Raw genomic sequence first — 16,736 nt, 5'->3', positions numbered from 1 at the left:
GATGGCGATGGCCTATCCGGCCTCATTCGCCGGCCATTGGAAGCGCTGCGCCACCTTGTCCATGAAACGCCCTGCCGCCTCGCGGTGGTACTCGGTGGAACGGGCCACGCCCTGGCCGGCAGCCTCCAGGTCCAGCATCGCGTTCAGGTCGCTGTTGAGCGACGCGTTGAAGCCGCGCTTGGTGATCGCCAGCGCCGCCATGGGCAGTTCGGCCATGGACAGCGCGATCTGCCGCGCGCGCGCGTGGATCCGTTCCTGCGGCTGGATCTCGAACACGATGCCCATCTCCTTCGCTTCCTCGGCCTGGAATTCGCGGGTGGAGAAGGCCAGTTCCTTGGCGCGTTGCAGGCCCACCATGCGCGGCAGGGTGTACATGGTCGCGCAGTCGGGGATAGCGCCCAGCCGCAGGAAGGACAGGCAAAAGCGCGCCCGCGGCGAGGCCAGGATCAGGTCGGCGGTCAGGGCCAGGCCCAGTCCGGCGCCATAGGCGGGGCCATCGACCGCCGCGATCACCGGCCGGTCCAGCGTGATCAGGCCTTCTATCGTCTGCAGCAGGCCGGCCATGCGTTGGTGCGCTTCTTCGGCGGAGCCGCCCGAGCCCATGGTGGAAATGTCGCCGCCCGAGCAGAAAGCGCCGCCGGCGCCGGCCAGGATCACGACGCGCACGCCGCGGTCACGCCGGATCTGGCCCACCAGATGGGCCAGCTCTTCGCGCATGACCATGTCCAGCGCGTTGCGCTGAGAAGGACGGTTCAGGGTGATGGTGGCGACGCCGCCTTCGACGGTATAGAGCAGGGTCTTGAATTCGCTAGAGATGACTTGCATCGTATCGGTCTCCATGTCTGCCTTCCAGGATGGCCAGGCCGCGCCATGCGGGCCTGGCCGCAAGTTGCCGCGGGCCGTCAGGCGATGGCGCCGCGCTCGCGCAATGCCTGGATCTCGGCTTGCGCCAGGCCCAGTTCCGCCAGCAATTCTTCCGTGTGCGCGCCGGGCGCGGGCACGGCGCCGGCCTGTCCCGGCGTGCGCGAAAGGCGCGGCGCGGGGGCGGGATGCACGATGCCGCCGGTTTCGATGAAGCTGCCGCGCGCCTGATGGTGGGGATGTTGTGGCGCTTCCTCGAAGTCGAGCACCGGCGCGAAGCAGGCGTCGGTGCCTTCGAGCAGCGCGCACCATTGCTCGCGGGTCTTGCCGGCAATGATGCCGGCCAGCTTGGCGCGCAGCGGCGGCCATTGCGCGCGCTCCCATTGCTGCTGGAAGTCCGGGTCGTCGATGCCGCAGCGCTCCAGCAGCAGGCGGTAGAACTGCGGCTCGATCGCGCCGATGGAAACGTACTTGCCATCCGCGCAGGCATAGCAGCCGTAGAAGTGGGCGCCGCCGTCCAGCATGTTGGCCTGGCGCTGGTTGACCCAGTCGCCGCTTTGCAATTTGCCGTGGTAGGCGCTGGCCAGCAGGGAGGCGCCGTCGCAGATGGCCGCGTCCACCACCTGGCCCCGGCCCGTGCGGCCAGCCTCGAGCAGGCCGCAAAGCACGCCGAAGGCCAGCATCATGGCGCCGCCGCCCATGTCGCCGACCAGATGCAGCGGCGGCGTTGGCGGCAGCCCGGCATGTCCCATGGCGTGCAGCGCGCCGGTGATGGCGATGTAGTTCAAATCATGGCCGGCCGCTTGCGCCAGCGGGCCGTCCTGGCCCCAGCCCGTCATGCGCCCGTACACCAGCCGCGGGTTGCGCGCGAGGCATTGCTCGGGTCCCAGGCCCAGCCTTTCCATGACGCCAGGCCGGAAGCCTTCCAGCAAGGCGTCCGCGCGGTCCAGCAGCCGCAGCACGATGTCGGTCGCGCCGGGTTGCTTGAGGTCCAGCGCGATCGTGCGGCGGCCCCGGTCGATGATGGTGCCGCCGCCGCCCAGGAACCCGGGCGTCAGCCGGTCGATGCGGATCACGTCCGCGCCCATGTCCGCCAACATCATGGCGCAGAAGGGGCCGGGCCCTATGCCCGCCATTTCCACCACCGTAAATCCGCTCAGGGGACCAGCCATGTCTATCGTCACTCCATGATGTATCGGGTGCTCAGGATTCGAAGAATTCGGCGCGCGCGTCCAGGATGATCTGGATGTACTGCTCCATGTTGGCGTCCATGCGGTGGGTCGGGCCGACGATGGAAAGGGCGGTCAGCTGCCCGCCCACGCGTCCCGCGATGCCGACCGCCGATACGCCTTCATTGCCTTCGTCGCGGCTGTTGAAGTAGTGCTTGGATAGCTGCGATTCGATCTGCGCGCGCAAGGTAGCGGGGTTGGTGATGGTGCTCGCCGTGACGTGTTCGAACGGCAGCGTATCGATGAGCGCATTGCGTTCCGCCGCATCCATCTCGCCCAGCAAGGCCTTGCCCAATGCCGCGGCCTGCAGGTCGAAGGTGGTGCCGGCCTTCACCACGTAGCGCAAGGCGCGCGGGCTCTCCTGGCTGGCGTAGATCTTCACCTTGTTGCCGTCGAGCAAGCCGCACATCGACGATTCACCGGACTGGCGCGTCAGAATCTCCAGTGCTTCGGAAGCGAAGGACTGCAGCGGGTCGGCCGCGGAGATGCCCTGGGCCACGTCGAGCAGCCTGCCCGTGGGGTGGAAGTAGCGCGATTTCGGCGTGCGCAGCAGGTAGCCCGCCTGACGCAGCGTATAGAGCAGGTCCGAGCAGCTGCTGTCGGCCAGATCGAGAAAGCGCGCCATTTCCGAGTTCGTCAGGGGACGGCGTTCCCGCGCATAGACTTCGAAGACTTGCAGTACACGCTGTGCGGTAGGAAGGATTTGCGGCATAGGATGTCGGAGTTGAGTGGGGAGCCGGCCCGGGCGGTTGCGTAGTCGGTCATTTCAACGCGGAAATGCCCAGTACGCTCTGCGCCATGAGCAGGGCCTGGATCTGGTTGGTGCCTTCGGCAATGCTCAGGTGGCGGGCGTCGCGGTAATGACGCTCGACGGGGAACAGCGTGGTGTAGCCCGCGCCGCCATGCACCTGCATGGACAGTTCGGCCACGCGCAGCACAGCGTCGGTGGCGTGGCGCTTGGCCATCGAACATAGCATCTGGCTGTCGGCGGCGTTGCGGTCCAGCGCGTCGGCGGCGCGCCAGCACAGCAGGCGCGAGGTTTCGACCAGCGTCATCATGTCGGCGATCATATGCTGCACCAGCTGGAAGCCGCCGATGGGCCGGCCGAACTGGACCCGGTCGCCGGCGTATTTTACCGCTGCCTCATAGGCCGCCTCGGCAATGCCCAGCGCCGAGAACGCCACCACGCAGCGGCCGATGTTGAGGTATTTCTTGGCCAGCGCGAAGCCCTTGCCCTCGGTGCCGATCAGGTTGGCCGCGGGGATCTCCACGTCTTCGAACAGCAACTCGCCCAGCGGGCAGCTCAGCATGCCCATCTTGTCGATGGGACTGGACGAGAAGCCCGGCATGGCGCGCTCGAACAGCAGGCAGGACACGCCGCGTTCGCCGCTTTGACGCTGGGTCTGCACGAACACCACGCCCAGTTCGCACACCGTGCCCAGGCTGATGTAGAGCTTGCGGCCATTGACGCGCCAGCCTGTGGCGGTTTCCACCGCGCGCGTTTCGACATTGGCGGCGTCGGAACCGATGTTCGGTTCGCTGAGCGCGAAGCTGGCGATCGCCTCGCCCGACAGGACGCGCGGCAGGTACTTTTCCTTGAGATAAGGCGAGCCGCCGTCGCTCAGCACCGAGGCGGCCAGATTGCTGGTGCTGACGATGCTGCGCAGCGACGGCCAGACGCGCGCCAGCTCGGCTATCAGCATGCCGTAGGTCGTCATCGGCAAGTCATAGCCGCCGTCCTTTTCCTGCAGCATGCCGCCCAACAGGCCGAAGTCGCGCATGGCGCGGACCATTTCCTGCGGCACCACGCGGGCTTCGGCCTCGTAGCGGTTGACGATGGGCGCGACTTCGGCCGTCAGGTAGCGGCGCAGCGAGTCGCGCAATTCGATCTGGGTGGAATCCAGTGAGAAGTCCATGCGAGTCCTAGGCGGATAGGGTCGAAGAGAGAAATCCGGCGGCGGTCATGGCCGGCGCTGCATCAGGCCGGGCTCCGCTTCGGGGCGCAGACCGATCAGCGCGTCCAACGGCATCGCGCCTTGCCCCTCGGCGCCGACCCAGACCGGGTTTAGCTCCAATTCCTGCAAGGCGTCGCGGTGGCTCCAGGCGAAGTCCGAGACCCGCAGGATCAGGTCTTCCAGCGCGGCGAGATCGGCTGGCGGCTGGCCGCGCACCCCGTCCAGCACTTCGGCGTAGCGGATCTCGCGCAGCAGCGCGCGTGCATCGTCGCGCGACAGCGGCACCATGCGGTGGGCCACGTCGCGGATGGTCTCGACGAAGATGCCGCCCAGGCCGAAGGTCAGCACCAGGCCGAAGGCCGCGTCGCGATGCACGCCGACCAGCACCTCGCGGCCACCCGGCGGCAGCATGCGCTCCACCAGGATGCCGTCGATGATGGCGTCCGGACTATGGCGCGCGACCGACTCGTGGATGGCGGCGTAGGCCTCGCGCGCCGCGTCGGGGTTGGCGATGCCCAGCTTGACGCCGCCCGCTTCGGTCTTGTGCGCGATCTGGGCGCTGACCACTTTCATCACCACGGGAAAGCCCAGGCGCTCGGCCTCGCGGGCCGCCTGCTCGGCGCTGGTGACCACCCGCCCTTCAGGAATCGGCAGGCCGGCTTCGCGCAGCAAGGATTTGGCCACGGCTTCGCTGAGCATGCGGGCCTGGCCGGCCGGGCCTTCCGCGTGGCGGGGCGCAGCAGCCGTCACGCCTTCGGCCCGCTGCCACGGTATGGCTTTGGACAGGGCCGCGATCGCGTCCGACAAGGACAGGAAGGGCAGCAGGCCGGCAGTTTCCAGCAACTGGAAGCCGCCGCCCAGGCGCCGGCTCATCCAGACCGGCACGATCAGGGTGTCGGTTTCGGCCGCCACCGTGGCGATGGCCTGCGCCATGCCGTCCGTGATGCTGCCGTAGTCCATGGGAATGGGGAACAGCACCGTGCCTACCGCCGGGTCGGCGCATATCGCGCGCAGGCAGGCGGCCGAGGCTTCGGGGTTGCGCAGGATGTCGGCGGTGGTGTCGACCGGATTGTCCATGCTGGCGAAATCCGGCAACAGCTTGCGCAGGGCGGCCTTGGTTTCAGGCGCGAACACCGCCATCGGCAGCCCGGCGGCGCCGGCAATGTCGGCGGCCAGCGCGGCGGTGCCGCCCGAGAAGGTATAGATGCACAGGCCCTTGCCGCTCTTGGCGGTGATGCGCGTCAGCAGGCGCGAGGCCGCCAGCAGCTGGTCCAGGTCGTCGACTTCAATCGCGCCGAACTGGCGGAACACGGCGCTGTTGACGGCGGCCGTGCCGGCCACCGATGCCGTATGCGACTGCGCGGCGCGCACGCCGGCTTCGGAACGTCCCACTTTCAGCACCACCACCGGCTTGTGGCGGGCGCGCGCCAGCTCCAGCGCGGCGGTCAGGCGCCTGCCATTCTTCACGCCTTCCATCAGCAAGGCGATTACGCCGATCTTCGGATCGTTGGCCATGTGGGCGATGAAGTCCGGAATCTCCAGGTCGACCTCGTTGCCGGCGGAAAACCACAGGCCCACGCCCTGGCCATAGGACAGGCCCTGCAGCAGGTTGCGGCCCAGTCCGCCGCCCTGGGTCGCCAGACCGATGGAACCGCTGTTCAGATCGTCCTTGAAAGCGGGCGAGAAGGTCATGCCCAGGCGGTCGCGCACATTGACGAAGCCAGGACAGTTCGGCCCGTACACGTGCAGGCCGGTGTCCTCGCACAGCTGGGCGATCTCGCGTTCCAGGCGCTGGCCTTCCTCGCCGGCTTCCGAGAAGCCGGAGGTCATGACCACCGCGAACGGAATGCCGCGCGCCGCGCATTGCCGCAGGGAATCCAGCACCAGCGACGCGTTGATCATGATCAGGGCCACGTCGATCTCGGCCTCGGGCAAGGCGCTGATGGATGGCCAGCAGGGCCGGCCGCCGATCTCCTGATAGGCCGGATTGACGGCATACACCTCGCCCGGCACCGACGAATGCAGCAGCAGGTTGTCGTACAGGCGGCGTCCCTGGCTGGATTCGCGGGCGGAGGCGCCGACCACGGCGATATTGCGCGGATTGGTGAAACGGGTCAGGTCTGCGAACGGTTTCATGCCGCGTCCTCCATGGACCGCAGCACCATGGCGAAGTCGGCCTGGACCACCACCTCGCCGCGCTGATTGATGGCTTCGCGCCGGAACACCACCTTGTCCTTGCCGGGCCGGTATTGCCCGGCCTTCTCCGTTACCGTGACCCGCACGACGATGGTGTCGCCGATGAAGGTGGGCTTGGGAAAACGGCAGTTGATGTCGATCAGCGCCAGTACGTAGGGTTCCAGCTGGCGGTAGCCGCTGGACTGGGTGGTCAGTCCGGACAGCACGGACAACACCAGCAGGCCGTGGGCGATGCGCTGGCCGAAGGGCGTGGCGCTGGCGTATTCATGGTCGACGTGCAGACGGTTGAAATCGCCCGACAGGCAGGCGAAGTTGACGATGTCGCTCTCGGTGATGGTGCGGCCGGCCGACTCGAAGCTGTGGCCGACTTCCAGCGGCTGCTGGATGGGACGCGGGGATTGGCAGGCAGGGCTTGCGCTTTGCATGGCTGATCGGATTCCGGAGTGGAGGGACGTCTTACGAAGCGTAGCGGCCGCCGGTCACGTGCAGCAGTTCGCCCGTGATGAAGGAGGACCGCTCGGACGCCAGGAAGGCCACGGCGTTGGCGATGTCCTCGACCGCGCCCAGGCGCGGCACCGGCTGGCGCGCCAGCGCGTTGGCGCGCAGGGTCTCGTAGGTGGACAGGCCGCGCACCAGCGGCGTTTCGATCAGGCCCGGGGCGATGGCGTTGGCGGTGATGTTGAACTTGCCCTGTTCCAGCGCCAGCGCGCGGGTGAAGCCGATCAGGCCGGCCTTGGCGGCCGAGTAGTTGGTCTGGCCGGGGTTGCCCCAGTGCGCGCGCGAGGCGATGTTGATCACGCGGCCCCACTTCCTTTCCATCATGGAGGGCAGGGCGGCCTTGGTGCAGTAGTAAGCGCCCTTGAGGATGGTGTCGACCACCGAATCCCAATCTTCCACCGGCATCTTGAGCAGGTACTTGTCGCGCGTGAAGCCGGCGTTGTTGACCAGGATGTCGATGCCGCCGAACTTGTGCGCGGCCAGCTCGGCCATGGTCTGGACCTGCTCGGGATCGCAGACGTCGAGCACGGCGCCGATAGCGTCGTGGCCGGCCTGCTGCAGGCTGCCGACGGCCTGTTCCACCGATTCGGGGTTGATGTCGGTAATGACGATGCGGGCGCCTTCCTGTGCCAGGGCCAGCGCCGACGCATAGCCGATGCCGCGGCCGGAACCCGTGATAACAGCGACTTTACCGGTGAGTTGCAGGTCCATCTTTATTCCCCTTCTGTAGCTGATGGTGCAAGGCGCCCTAGGCCGAAATCCGACATCTCGGGTAATGCGCCAAGCAGGTTTGATTTTATTCCGAGGTCCCGAACAAATATACACATCATCGGAAATGTTGACAATTGATATCGGCACATCGTTATACTGTTCGGCATGTCGGAATTAGTTGGCCCGGCATTCCCATATCTCTAAAAAAATCGGAAGGAGATCGACTCATGGCAATGTTGAAGGGATTGTTGGCCGCGGTACTGAGCCTGGCTGTCGTAGGCGCAGCCAGCGGGGCCGACGCTTATCCGGACAAGCCGGTACGGGTGTACGTGGGCTTCGCGCCCGGCGGCGCCACCGACCTGCTCGCCCGTCTTTACGCCAAAAAGCTCGGCGAACGTTTCAACCAGACTTTCATCGTGGAAAACCGCCCGGGCGCCGGCGGCAATATCGCGATCCAGGCGCTGACGCAAGCTCCAGCGGATGGCTACACCATCGCGATGGCGGCCAACTACGTGGCGGCCAACGCCGCCATGAAACGCAATCCCTACGACTGGGAGCGCGACCTGATGCCCATAGGCATGGTGGCGTCCACGCCGAACATTCTGGTGGTGCCGCCCGGCTCCAACATCCAGGGCGTCGACGACCTGATCCGCAAGGCCAAGGCGGGCGGCAACAAGCTGACCTTCGCCTCGGCCGGCATGGGCTCGTCCATCCATCTGGCGGGTGAACTGTTCAAGGTTATGGCAGGGGTCGACATGACCCACGTGCCCTACAAGGGCGTGTCGCCGGCGGAGGTGGACCTGATGTCGGGCACGGTCGACATGATGTTCGGCAGCGTCTCCACCGCGATTCCGCTGGTGCAGTCCAAGAAGCTGAAGGCGCTGGCCGTGACCGGGCGCGAACGCATGAAGGCGATGCCGGACCTGCCCACCATCGAGGAGGCCGGACTCAAGGGCTACGACGTGGAAGCGGTGTACTTCATGGCCGCGCCCGGCAAGGTGCCGGCGCCGGTGCTGAAGACTCTGGCCGAAGCGGTGGCCGACATCAACAAGCAGCCCGATGTGCAGGAGTTCATGGACCGGATCTACGCCCGGCCCCTGACCGGCGGCCCCGAAGAGGCCCGCGCCTTCCTGAAGTCCGAAGTGAAGAAGTGGCAGGGCGTGGTCGACGCCACCGGCATGAAGGTGGATTGACGCGCGGTAACGGGTCCGCCCAGCGGATTCGCAACAGCGGGCGCCACAAGCCCGCGGCATATAGAACTATCAGGAGACATACATGAACACACGCAGGCGAAACACGCTGGCAGTGCTGGCCAGCCTGATGACAGCGATGGCCTTGCCGCAGACGTCGCGCGCGGCCGATGGCTACCCGAACAAACCGTTGCGCCTGATCGCGCCCAGTTCGCCGGGCGGGATCCTGGACATCACCAGCCGCATAGTCGGCAAGAAACTGTCCGAACGGCTGGGGCAGCCGGTGGTGGTGGAAAACATGGCGGGCGCGGCCGGCATCCTGGGCATGCAAGGCCTGCTGCGCGCCGAGCCCGACGGCTACACGATGGTCATGGGCAGCAGCGGACCCAACGCGGTCAATTACACGCTGTACAGCAAACTGCCTTACGCGATGTCCGACTTCGCTCCGGTGATCCGCATCATCACCATGCCGAATGCGCTGGTGGTCAATGCCAATGCGCCGGTCAAGACGCTGGCGGAGTTCCGCGACTATGCCCGCAAGAAGCAGGGCAACCTGTCCATGGCCGTTTCCATGATCGGCACGTCGGGCCACCTGGGCGGCGAACTGCTGAAGAACCGCCTGGATTTCACCGCGGTGACCGTGCCCTACAAGGGCGCGGCGCCGGCGACCAACGACCTGGTCGCGGGGCAGGTCGACTTCACGGTCGAGAACGTCATCACCGTGGCGCCGCTGGTCAAGGCCGGCAGGCTGCGGGCGCTGGCCGTCACCACCCGCGAGCGCAGCCAGATCCTGCCCGATGTGCCGACGCTGGCCGAGCAAGGCTATCCCGACGTCGACGTCGGCGCCTGGCTGGGCGTGCTGGTCGCGGCGCGCACGCCGCCGGCCGTGGTGGCGCGCCTGAACACGGAACTCAACGCGGTCCTGGCCGACGAGGAAGTGAAGAAGCAGCTGGCGCAGCAGGGCGGCATTCCGCTGGGCGGCACGTCGGCCGAATTCGACAGCTTCATCCGGTCGGAAAAGGACCGCTGGGAAAAAATCATCAAGGCCGCCGGCATCAAGGCGGAATGACCAACATGCCGGCGGCACGGCGCCGCCGGCATGCTCAGAGAGGCATGATTCATGGCAATCGATTATCAAAACCTGCGCAACTGGAAGTTCGAGGACCGCGTCGACCGCTATAGCGCGCGCGACTGCATGATCTATGCGCTGGGACTGGGTTACGGCAGCGATCCGGCCGATGAAGCCGAGCTGCGCTACGTGCATGAAGAAGGGACGGCCGTGGTGCCGACCTTCCTGGCCACCATCGGCGCGCCCAACGGCTGGGCGGCGGATCCGGCCACCGGCATAGACTGGCTCAAGATCCTGCACGGCGAGCACCGCATGACCTTCCATGCTCCGCTGGCCGCGGCCGGCTGCGTGCGCAGCCAGACCCGCGTCACGCGGGTGGTGGACAAGGGCGCCAGCAAGGGCGCGCTGGTGGTGACCGTGCGCGACATTTCCGACGCCGATAGCGGGGCGCCGCTGGCCACGGTGGAGCACGTGTCGTTCTGCCGCGCCGATGGCGGCTTCGGCCAGGGCGACGAAGCGCCCGAAGCCCTGCCGGCCACGCCGCAACGCGAGCCCGACCAGGTCGTGCTGCTGTCCACGCTGCCGCAGCAGGCCTTGCTCTATCGTCTGAACGGCGATCTCAATCCGGTGCATGCGCTGCCTCATATGGCGCAAGCGGCCGGCTTTGACCGGCCCATCCTGCATGGCCTTTGCACCTACGGCATGGCGGCGCGTGCCCTGCTGCAGGCTTGCGCGTCCTCGACGCCACAACGCCTGGGCGCCATCGCCGCGCGCTTTTCGGCGCCGTTCTTCCCGGGCGAGACGCTGCGCGTGGAGATCTGGCGCGACGGCGACAACCTGCAATTCCGCGCACTGGCCCATGAGCGCGGCACCGTGGTGCTGAGCAACGGCGTCGCCAGCCTGGCGCATTGAGCAAACTGGAGAGTCCTCATGTCCGCACTTGAAGACCATGCACGGCAGATGCCCGACCGCATCGCCTATCGCATGATTCCGTCGGGAACCACGGTGACCTGGCGCGAACTGGAGCTGCGCAGCCGCAAATGCGCGGCGGCCCTGCTGGACGCCGGCCTGCAGGCCGGCGATGTGATCGCGGTGTTCCTGGAAAACCATCCGCGCTTCTTCGAACTGCTGTGGGCCGCGCACCGTATCGGCCTGTACTACACCACCATCAGTCGCCATCTCAAACGCGACGAGGCGCGCTACATCATCGACAACTGCGATGCGCGCGTGCTGTTCTACTCCGGCCACACACAGGCCGAAACGGATGCGGACAGCCTGGATGCGCGCGGCGTGTTGCGCGTCTGCATGGACGGCGCGGACGCCAGCGCGATCCAGTACGAGGCTTGGGTCGGGCGTTATGCCGATGACGTGGCCCTGCCCGAAACCCCGGAAGGCACGGATTTCCTGTATTCGTCCGGCACCACCGGCCTGCCCAAGGGCATCAAGCGCCCGTTGTCAGTGGCCAACCGCTACTTCCGCGTCGGCGATGCGCCCAGCAGCGCCTGGAAGGCCTTCGACCGCGACACGGTCTATCTGTCCACCGCGCCGTTCTATCACGCGGCCCCGGTGCGCTGGAACATGGCGGCGCTGCGCGCAGGTGGCAGCTGCGTCATGATGGAAAAATTCGACGCGGCCGCGGCGCTTGAGGCGATTGCCACCTACGGCGTCACGCATTCGCAATGGGTGCCGACCATGTTCATCCGCCTGCTGCGCCTGCCGCAGGAAGCGCGTGCGCGCCACGACCTGTCCACGCTGCGCTACGCGGTGCATGCGGCCGCGCCATGCCCGGCCGACGTCAAGGAAGCCATGATCGCGTGGTGGGGGCCGATCCTGTACGAGTACTACAGCGGCACCGAACTGGTGGGACGCACCTCGCTGGGCTCCCATGAGTGGCTGGCGCACCGCGGCTCGGTCGGCCGGCCGGAGTTCGGCCAGGCGCACATCATGAGCGAGGATGGGTTGAACGAATTGCCCTTGGGCCAGCCCGGCGTCATTTACTTTTCCGGCGGCGGTTCCTTCGAATACCACAAGGATCCGGACAAGACGCGCGGCGCCTACAACGCGCGCGGCTGGGCCACCTATGGCGATATCGGCTACCTGGACCAGGACGGCTATCTGTACCTGACCGATCGCCTTTCCAACATGATCGTGTCGGGCGGGGTCAACATCTATCCCCAGGAAGCGGAGAACTTGCTGAGCACGCATCCGGCGGTGGCCGACGTGGCGGTGGTGGGCGTGCCGAACGCGGAGTTCGGCGAGGAGGTCAAGGCGGTCGTGCAATTGCGCGATCCCGCCGCTGCCAGCTCCGACCTGGCGCAGCAGCTGATCGCCTATTGCCGCGACCGGATCTCGCCCATCAAGTGCCCCAAGAGCGTGGACTTTTCCAGCGATATGCCGCGCACCGAGACCGGCAAGCTGCTCAAGCGCCTGGTCAAGCAGCGCTACTGGCCGCAAGCCTAGGCGGCCCACCATGACAGATCAGGAGACGGCATGAACCAGCGGCGCAAGCTTTTCTCGGCGGAGCATGAACTGTTCCGCGACACCGTGGCGCGTTTCATCGCGGATGAGATCACGCCCCACCACTACCAATGGGAACAGGAAGGCCTGGTGCCGCGCGACTTGTGGCGCAAGGCCGGCGCGGCCGGCATCCTGCTGCCCAGCACGCCCGAGGAATACGGCGGGGGCGGCGGCGATTTCCTGCACACCATCATCGTGGTGGAGGAGATCGCCCGCGCGCTGGCCACCGGCGTCACCGGCTTTACCACTCATTCCGACATCGTCGCGCCCTATCTGCTGAACTTCGGCAGCGAGCGCCAGAAGCTGCGTGACCTGCCCGGCATGGCACAGGGCGACATCGTGGCGTCCATCGCGATGACCGAGCCGGGCGCGGGCAGCGACGTCAAGGCCATCCGCACCGCGGCGGCCAAGGCGCAGGGCGGCTACGTCATCAACGGCCAGAAGACCTTCATTACCAACGGCTTCCATGCCGACCGCGTGCTGGTGGTGGCCAAGACTGATCCCGCCGCGGGCGCGCGCGGCATCAGCCTGTTCTGGGTCGATACCGCGACGCCGGGATTCACGCGCGGCCGTCTCCTGGACAAGGTCGGGCAAAAGGCGCAGGACACCGCCGAACTGTTCTTCCAGGACATGTTCGTGCCGGACGAGGACATGCTGGGCGAACCGGGGCAGGGCTTCGGCTACCTGATGAAGGAACTGGTGCGCGAGCGCCTGATGATCGCGGTGCGCTGCGCCATGGCGCTGGAGAGCGCGCTGCAATGGACGGTGGACTACACCAAGGACAGGCGCGCCTTCGACAAAGCCTTGATCGACAACCAGCACATCCGTTTCAAGCTGGCCGACATCAAGACCCTGGCCGCCGCCACCCGCGCCTTCGTCGACGGCTGCGTGCAACAGTACCTGGACGGCGAACTCGACGCCGGCGGCGCGGCCATGGCCAAGCTGTGGGCTTCCGAGGCCACCAGCGCCATCGACGACCTGCTGCAGTTCCACGGCGGCTACGGCTACATGCGCGAATACCCCATCGCCCGCGCCTACACCGATGTGCGGCCCAACCGGATTTACGGCGGCGCCTCGGAGGTCATGCGCGAGCTGATCGCCCGCACGCTTTGAACCTTCTTCTTCGACTTCGACAGGAACAGATCCCTACATGAGCAAGCATCTATCGAAATCGGTCGCCATCGTCGGCGCCGCCGAATCCGACCTGGGGAAAGTGCCCGGGATGACCTCGCTGGACCTGCAGGCGCAGGCAGCCGCCCGCGCCTTGCGCGATGCCGGGCTGACGCTCAAGGACGTCGACGGCGTGTTCGCGCACGTGGACGACAAGTTCGCCGGCCTGCATCTGGCGGAGTACCTGGGCATACGGCCGCGCTATGTGGATTCGACCAGCGTGGGCGGCATGTCCAGCGTCATGCACATCCGCCACGCCATGGCCGCCATCGAGGCCGGCATGTGCGAGGTGGCGCTGGTGGCCTACGGCAGCACCCAGCTGTCGGACGGCACGCGCAAGGTGGGCGGCACGCCCGAGGACATGCGCCTGCCGCGTGGACAGTTCATCACGCCGTATGGGCAGCTGAGCCCCATCGGCTACTACGCGATGGTCGCGCAACTGCACATGCAGCGCTACGGCACCACTCACAAGGACCTGGCCGAAGTGGCGGTGGCGGCGCGCAAGTGGGCGCAACTCAACCCCAAGGCCTATCGTCGCGAGGACACCTCGATCGAGGAAGTCATGGCTTCCAAAATGATTGCCGATCCCTTGCGCCAGCGCGATTGCTGCCTGGTAACCGACGCCGGCGGCGCCGTCATCATCACCTCCGCCGCCCGTGCCCGCGAGCTCAAGCGGCCGCCGGTCTACGTGATGGGCATCGCCGAGTCCTTCTCGCACCATTACACGCCCTTCAATACGGCGGACTGGCTGGATACCAATGTGGCGCAGACGGCGGATGCCGCGCTCGCCATGGCTGGCGTCACGCGCGCCGATATCGACGTGGTGCAGATCTACGATCACTTCACCATCGGCGTGATCCAGTCCCTGGAAGAGCTGGGCTTCTGCAAGCGCGGGGAGGGCGGGGCCTTCGTGGCGGATGGACGCCTGGCGCCGGGGGGCGACTTCCCCATCAATACCTCGGGCGGCGGCCTGTCCTATAACCACCCCGGCCAGTTCGGCATGCTGCTGCTGCTCGAGGCCGTGCATCAACTGCGCAAGGAATGCGGGGAACGCCAATTGCCTAAGGCCGAACTGGCCCTGGTGCATGCGCCCGGCCTGGTTTTTTCCTGCAACACCACCCTGATCCTCGGAGTCTGACCATGGACCAAGTTCAACGCCCACTGCCGCAACCGACCTGGATCACCCAGCCCTACTGGGATGCGGCGAAGGAAAACCGCCTGGTCGTCCAGCAATGCGGCTGCTGCAAGGCGCGCCAGTTCTATCCGCGCGAATTCTGCACGGCCTGCCTGTCCGACAGCATCGAGTGGATCGAGTCCGCTGGCCAGGGAACCGTCTACACCTACACCATCAACCGGCGCCCGAGCAATGCGGCCCTGAGCGAAAAAGTGCCTTATGTCGTCGCCATGATCGACCTGGACGAAGGCGTGCGCATGATGGCCAACATTATCGACAGTCCGCCCGAGGCGGTCAGGATAGGCAGCCGGGTGCGGGTGTGTTTCGAGCGGGGGTCGGATGAGATCACCTTGCCGCAGTTCAGGCTGGAAGCCTGAGTGCGGGGCGCGGGAACCGGGTGATTTGCCTTCCGCGCAAAGAAAAAACCGGTCCGACTGGGAAGTCGGACCGGTTTTAGTCTTGCGTCTGCGGTATTTGGTGGAGCCGGGGGGAATTGAACCCCCGTCCGCAAGCCCTCTGCAATCAGTTCTACATGCGTAGTCGATTTATTTGGATTTAACCTTGGACTTAGCCAACCGACAGGCCGGACCAAAGCGATTCACGTAATTTAAATTTGAACCGTGTGACCCCAGTTCAAACCGATTCCTTGTGAATGTCGCTGCTGCGGTTCGAGGGTTACCCCCCTAGGAAGTTGCCTTCCTCCGCCTGACCCAAGGACAGATCAGTGCAGCGGCTCACCGCTTAAGCGGCGAGAGCGAAACGCTCGTCGTTGGCGTTTGTAGTGTTTCCAGTGGTTTAACGAGCGTACTGGTGCTCGGCATGCCCTGAGTTGTTTCGCGACCCACGTCGAATCCGGATCGGCCCCAAGAACATCTATTGTACTGGTAAATGCCATAGCCTGCTGTCTCGCCCGCGCAGCCTTGCCCCGGCGTGGCGCGGACGATACAGGCGGCCGTTCAAGCCGCGTTGGCGCAGACCGCCTTGGGTTCGTGGCGCGGGCGCGAGGCTGCCATCAGCGCCAAGGCCAGGATCACGGAAATGGCGACGATGACGGCCGCGGCCCAGCCCAGCGAGGCCAGTCCGTAGTTGTCGATGACATGTCCGCCGACCACGGCGCCCAGGCCGATCCCGGTGTTGGCGCCCGAGATGTTCAGGGAGGCGGCAAAAGCCGGCGCTTCCGGCGCGGATTTCATCAGGCGCACGTGGCAGACGATGAAGAGCGCGGCTTGCGCGATGCCCCAGACGCCCAGCGCCACGGCCAGCAGACCATGCGACTGCATCACGGGGGCGATCGCCGCCAGTCCTGCCGCCATCAGCGCCGAAAAGAGCGCGGTCGCGCCCAGCGGGCTGCGGTCCACCATACGGCCGCCCAGGGTATTGCCGACCAGGCCGACTGCGCCAAATGCCATCATCGTCCAGCCCACGATCTGGCCGTTGAAGCCCGCCAGCCGCTCCAGCATGTCCGCCAGATAGGTGTAGGCGGTGAACATGCCGGTGAAGACCAGCAGCGACAACAACACGTGGCCCACCACGATGGGATTGCGCAGGATGCGCAACTGCGTGACGAGTTTGACGCTGTCGGCGCGGATGCGGGTGCTGGGGAAGGCGAACAACAATAGCAGCGCCTTGGCGAACGCCACCGCCGAGAGCACGCCGAAGGCGGCGCGCCAGCCGAATGCGTCCGAGATCAGCACGCCGATGGGGATGCCGAACACCGTGGCCGCGACGATGCCGAAGGCGACCATGGAGATGGCCCGGCCGGCGCGCGCCGGGCCGACCAGTTCCACCGCCGTGGCGCTGGCCAGCGACCAGAACACGGGCAGGGCCAGGGCAGGGAAGAGGCGCGCCACGGCCATGACCCAGATGTTCGGCGCGGCGGCCGCCAGGGCGTTGGACAGGCCGAACAGCACCAGCACGCCGATGAACAGCCGCTTGCGCTCGACGTTGGCCATCAGCGCCGTGAGCAGCGGGCCGGTCGCCGCCACCGTGAAGGCGAACAGCGAAACCAGCAGGCCGGCCTGGGAAACGGTGACGTTCAGATCGCGGGCCAGGCCGGGCAGCAGCCCGATGATCAGGAATTCTGTCGTCAGGATGGTGAAACCGGCTGCGGAAAGTAACAGGATGGGCAATAGCATAGGCATTCCTCTGGCGCGGCGCTGGAGGGCG

The 16,736-nt window shown here is 66.4% G+C and carries 15 protein-coding genes and 1 other RNA gene; 7 read left to right on the top strand and 9 right to left on the bottom strand.

Going from position 1 to position 16,736, the window contains the following annotated elements; genetic code table 11:
• Positions 1-12: 12 nt before the first annotated feature.
• The 7 genes from AC3WOB_RS08690 to AC3WOB_RS08660 form a co-directional block, all read right to left on the bottom strand.
• Positions 13-840 (bottom strand): enoyl-CoA hydratase/isomerase family protein, encoded by an 828-nt coding sequence (locus AC3WOB_RS08690; RefSeq protein WP_492274756.1) that lies wholly within the window; start codon positions 838-840, stop codon positions 13-15.
• A 62-nt stretch (positions 841-902) separates the two neighbouring features.
• Positions 903-2,033 (bottom strand): CaiB/BaiF CoA transferase family protein, encoded by a 1,131-nt coding sequence (locus tag AC3WOB_RS08685; RefSeq protein WP_492274755.1) that lies wholly within the window; start codon positions 2,031-2,033, stop codon positions 903-905.
• 31 nt (positions 2,034-2,064) lie between these two features.
• Positions 2,065-2,802, bottom strand: coding sequence for an IclR family transcriptional regulator (locus AC3WOB_RS08680; protein WP_013392370.1), 738 nt, complete (start codon positions 2,800-2,802; stop codon positions 2,065-2,067).
• Positions 2,803-2,851: 49 nt separating this feature from the next.
• The gene (locus AC3WOB_RS08675; RefSeq protein ID WP_492274754.1) at positions 2,852-4,006 is read right to left on the bottom strand and encodes an acyl-CoA dehydrogenase family protein; all 1,155 of its coding nucleotides are present in this window, start codon (positions 4,004-4,006) and stop codon (positions 2,852-2,854) included.
• Positions 4,007-4,051: 45 nt separating this feature from the next.
• A complete protein-coding gene (locus AC3WOB_RS08670) occupies positions 4,052-6,181 on the bottom strand; it encodes an acetate--CoA ligase family protein (protein ID WP_492274753.1) in 2,130 nt (709 codons plus the stop codon).
• Positions 6,178-6,666 (bottom strand): MaoC/PaaZ C-terminal domain-containing protein, encoded by a 489-nt coding sequence (locus AC3WOB_RS08665; RefSeq protein ID WP_013392373.1) that lies wholly within the window; start codon positions 6,664-6,666, stop codon positions 6,178-6,180. Before AC3WOB_RS08665 ends, AC3WOB_RS08670 begins: the two co-directional genes overlap by 4 nt.
• A gap of 31 nt (positions 6,667-6,697) precedes the next feature.
• Positions 6,698-7,450 (bottom strand): beta-ketoacyl-ACP reductase, encoded by a 753-nt coding sequence (locus AC3WOB_RS08660; RefSeq protein ID WP_013392374.1) that lies wholly within the window; start codon positions 7,448-7,450, stop codon positions 6,698-6,700.
• Positions 7,451-7,677: 227 nt separating this feature from the next.
• Between AC3WOB_RS08660 and AC3WOB_RS08655 the strand changes: the two genes are divergently transcribed.
• The 7 genes from AC3WOB_RS08655 to AC3WOB_RS08625 all read left to right on the top strand — a co-directional run bounded on the left by AC3WOB_RS08655 (position 7,678) and on the right by AC3WOB_RS08625 (position 14,947).
• A complete protein-coding gene (locus AC3WOB_RS08655; protein WP_492274752.1) occupies positions 7,678-8,643 on the top strand; it encodes a Bug family tripartite tricarboxylate transporter substrate binding protein in 966 nt (321 codons plus the stop codon).
• Positions 8,644-8,725: 82 nt separating this feature from the next.
• Positions 8,726-9,709, top strand: coding sequence for a Bug family tripartite tricarboxylate transporter substrate binding protein (locus tag AC3WOB_RS08650; RefSeq protein ID WP_013392376.1), 984 nt, complete (start codon positions 8,726-8,728; stop codon positions 9,707-9,709).
• A gap of 51 nt (positions 9,710-9,760) precedes the next feature.
• Positions 9,761-10,621 (top strand): MaoC family dehydratase, encoded by an 861-nt coding sequence (locus tag AC3WOB_RS08645; protein WP_013392377.1) that lies wholly within the window; start codon positions 9,761-9,763, stop codon positions 10,619-10,621.
• A gap of 18 nt (positions 10,622-10,639) precedes the next feature.
• A complete protein-coding gene (locus AC3WOB_RS08640; RefSeq protein ID WP_492274751.1) occupies positions 10,640-12,169 on the top strand; it encodes an AMP-binding protein in 1,530 nt (509 codons plus the stop codon).
• Between the two features lie 30 nt (positions 12,170-12,199).
• Entirely contained in the window at positions 12,200-13,339 is a 1,140-nt protein-coding gene (locus AC3WOB_RS08635; RefSeq protein WP_492274750.1) for an acyl-CoA dehydrogenase family protein, read from the top strand.
• A gap of 37 nt (positions 13,340-13,376) precedes the next feature.
• The gene (locus AC3WOB_RS08630; RefSeq protein WP_013392380.1) at positions 13,377-14,534 is read left to right on the top strand and encodes an acetyl-CoA acetyltransferase; all 1,158 of its coding nucleotides are present in this window, start codon (positions 13,377-13,379) and stop codon (positions 14,532-14,534) included.
• A gap of 2 nt (positions 14,535-14,536) precedes the next feature.
• A complete protein-coding gene (locus tag AC3WOB_RS08625; protein ID WP_492274749.1) occupies positions 14,537-14,947 on the top strand; it encodes a Zn-ribbon domain-containing OB-fold protein in 411 nt (136 codons plus the stop codon).
• A gap of 98 nt (positions 14,948-15,045) precedes the next feature.
• Here AC3WOB_RS08625 and ssrA read toward each other — a convergent pair.
• Positions 15,046-15,435: a transfer-messenger RNA gene (gene ssrA / locus AC3WOB_RS08620) on the bottom strand.
• Positions 15,436-15,526: 91 nt separating this feature from the next.
• Complete coding sequence (locus tag AC3WOB_RS08615; protein ID WP_492274748.1) at positions 15,527-16,705, bottom strand: MFS transporter; 1,179 nt, start codon at positions 16,703-16,705, stop codon at positions 15,527-15,529.
• Between the last annotated feature and the right edge of the window lie 31 nt (positions 16,706-16,736).

The sequence above is a fragment of the Achromobacter sp. FW305-C-30-7 genome, from assembly GCF_058783105.1.
This window is presented reverse-complemented; position numbering and strand designations above follow the sequence as displayed.

Excerpts from the sequence above, each read along its gene's own strand:
- AC3WOB_RS08655 (WP_492274752.1), top strand. The coding sequence starts at position 7,678 with ATGGCAATGTTGAAGGGATTGTTGGCCGCGGTACTGAGCCTGGCTGTC.
- AC3WOB_RS08685 (WP_492274755.1), bottom strand. The coding sequence starts at position 2,033 with ATGGCTGGTCCCCTGAGCGGATTTACGGTGGTGGAAATGGCGGGCATA.
- AC3WOB_RS08650 (WP_013392376.1), top strand. The coding sequence starts at position 8,726 with ATGAACACACGCAGGCGAAACACGCTGGCAGTGCTGGCCAGCCTGATG.
- AC3WOB_RS08645 (WP_013392377.1), top strand. The coding sequence starts at position 9,761 with ATGGCAATCGATTATCAAAACCTGCGCAACTGGAAGTTCGAGGACCGC.
- AC3WOB_RS08635 (WP_492274750.1), top strand. The coding sequence starts at position 12,200 with ATGAACCAGCGGCGCAAGCTTTTCTCGGCGGAGCATGAACTGTTCCGC.
- AC3WOB_RS08615 (WP_492274748.1), bottom strand. The coding sequence starts at position 16,705 with ATGCTATTGCCCATCCTGTTACTTTCCGCAGCCGGTTTCACCATCCTG.
- AC3WOB_RS08670 (WP_492274753.1), bottom strand. The coding sequence starts at position 6,181 with ATGAAACCGTTCGCAGACCTGACCCGTTTCACCAATCCGCGCAATATC.
- AC3WOB_RS08690 (WP_492274756.1), bottom strand. The coding sequence starts at position 840 with ATGGAGACCGATACGATGCAAGTCATCTCTAGCGAATTCAAGACCCTG.
- AC3WOB_RS08675 (WP_492274754.1), bottom strand. The coding sequence starts at position 4,006 with ATGGACTTCTCACTGGATTCCACCCAGATCGAATTGCGCGACTCGCTG.
- AC3WOB_RS08665 (WP_013392373.1), bottom strand. The coding sequence starts at position 6,666 with ATGCAAAGCGCAAGCCCTGCCTGCCAATCCCCGCGTCCCATCCAGCAG.
- AC3WOB_RS08660 (WP_013392374.1), bottom strand. The coding sequence starts at position 7,450 with ATGGACCTGCAACTCACCGGTAAAGTCGCTGTTATCACGGGTTCCGGC.
- AC3WOB_RS08625 (WP_492274749.1), top strand. The coding sequence starts at position 14,537 with ATGGACCAAGTTCAACGCCCACTGCCGCAACCGACCTGGATCACCCAG.
- AC3WOB_RS08630 (WP_013392380.1), top strand. The coding sequence starts at position 13,377 with ATGAGCAAGCATCTATCGAAATCGGTCGCCATCGTCGGCGCCGCCGAA.
- AC3WOB_RS08640 (WP_492274751.1), top strand. The coding sequence starts at position 10,640 with ATGTCCGCACTTGAAGACCATGCACGGCAGATGCCCGACCGCATCGCC.
- AC3WOB_RS08680 (WP_013392370.1), bottom strand. The coding sequence starts at position 2,802 with ATGCCGCAAATCCTTCCTACCGCACAGCGTGTACTGCAAGTCTTCGAA.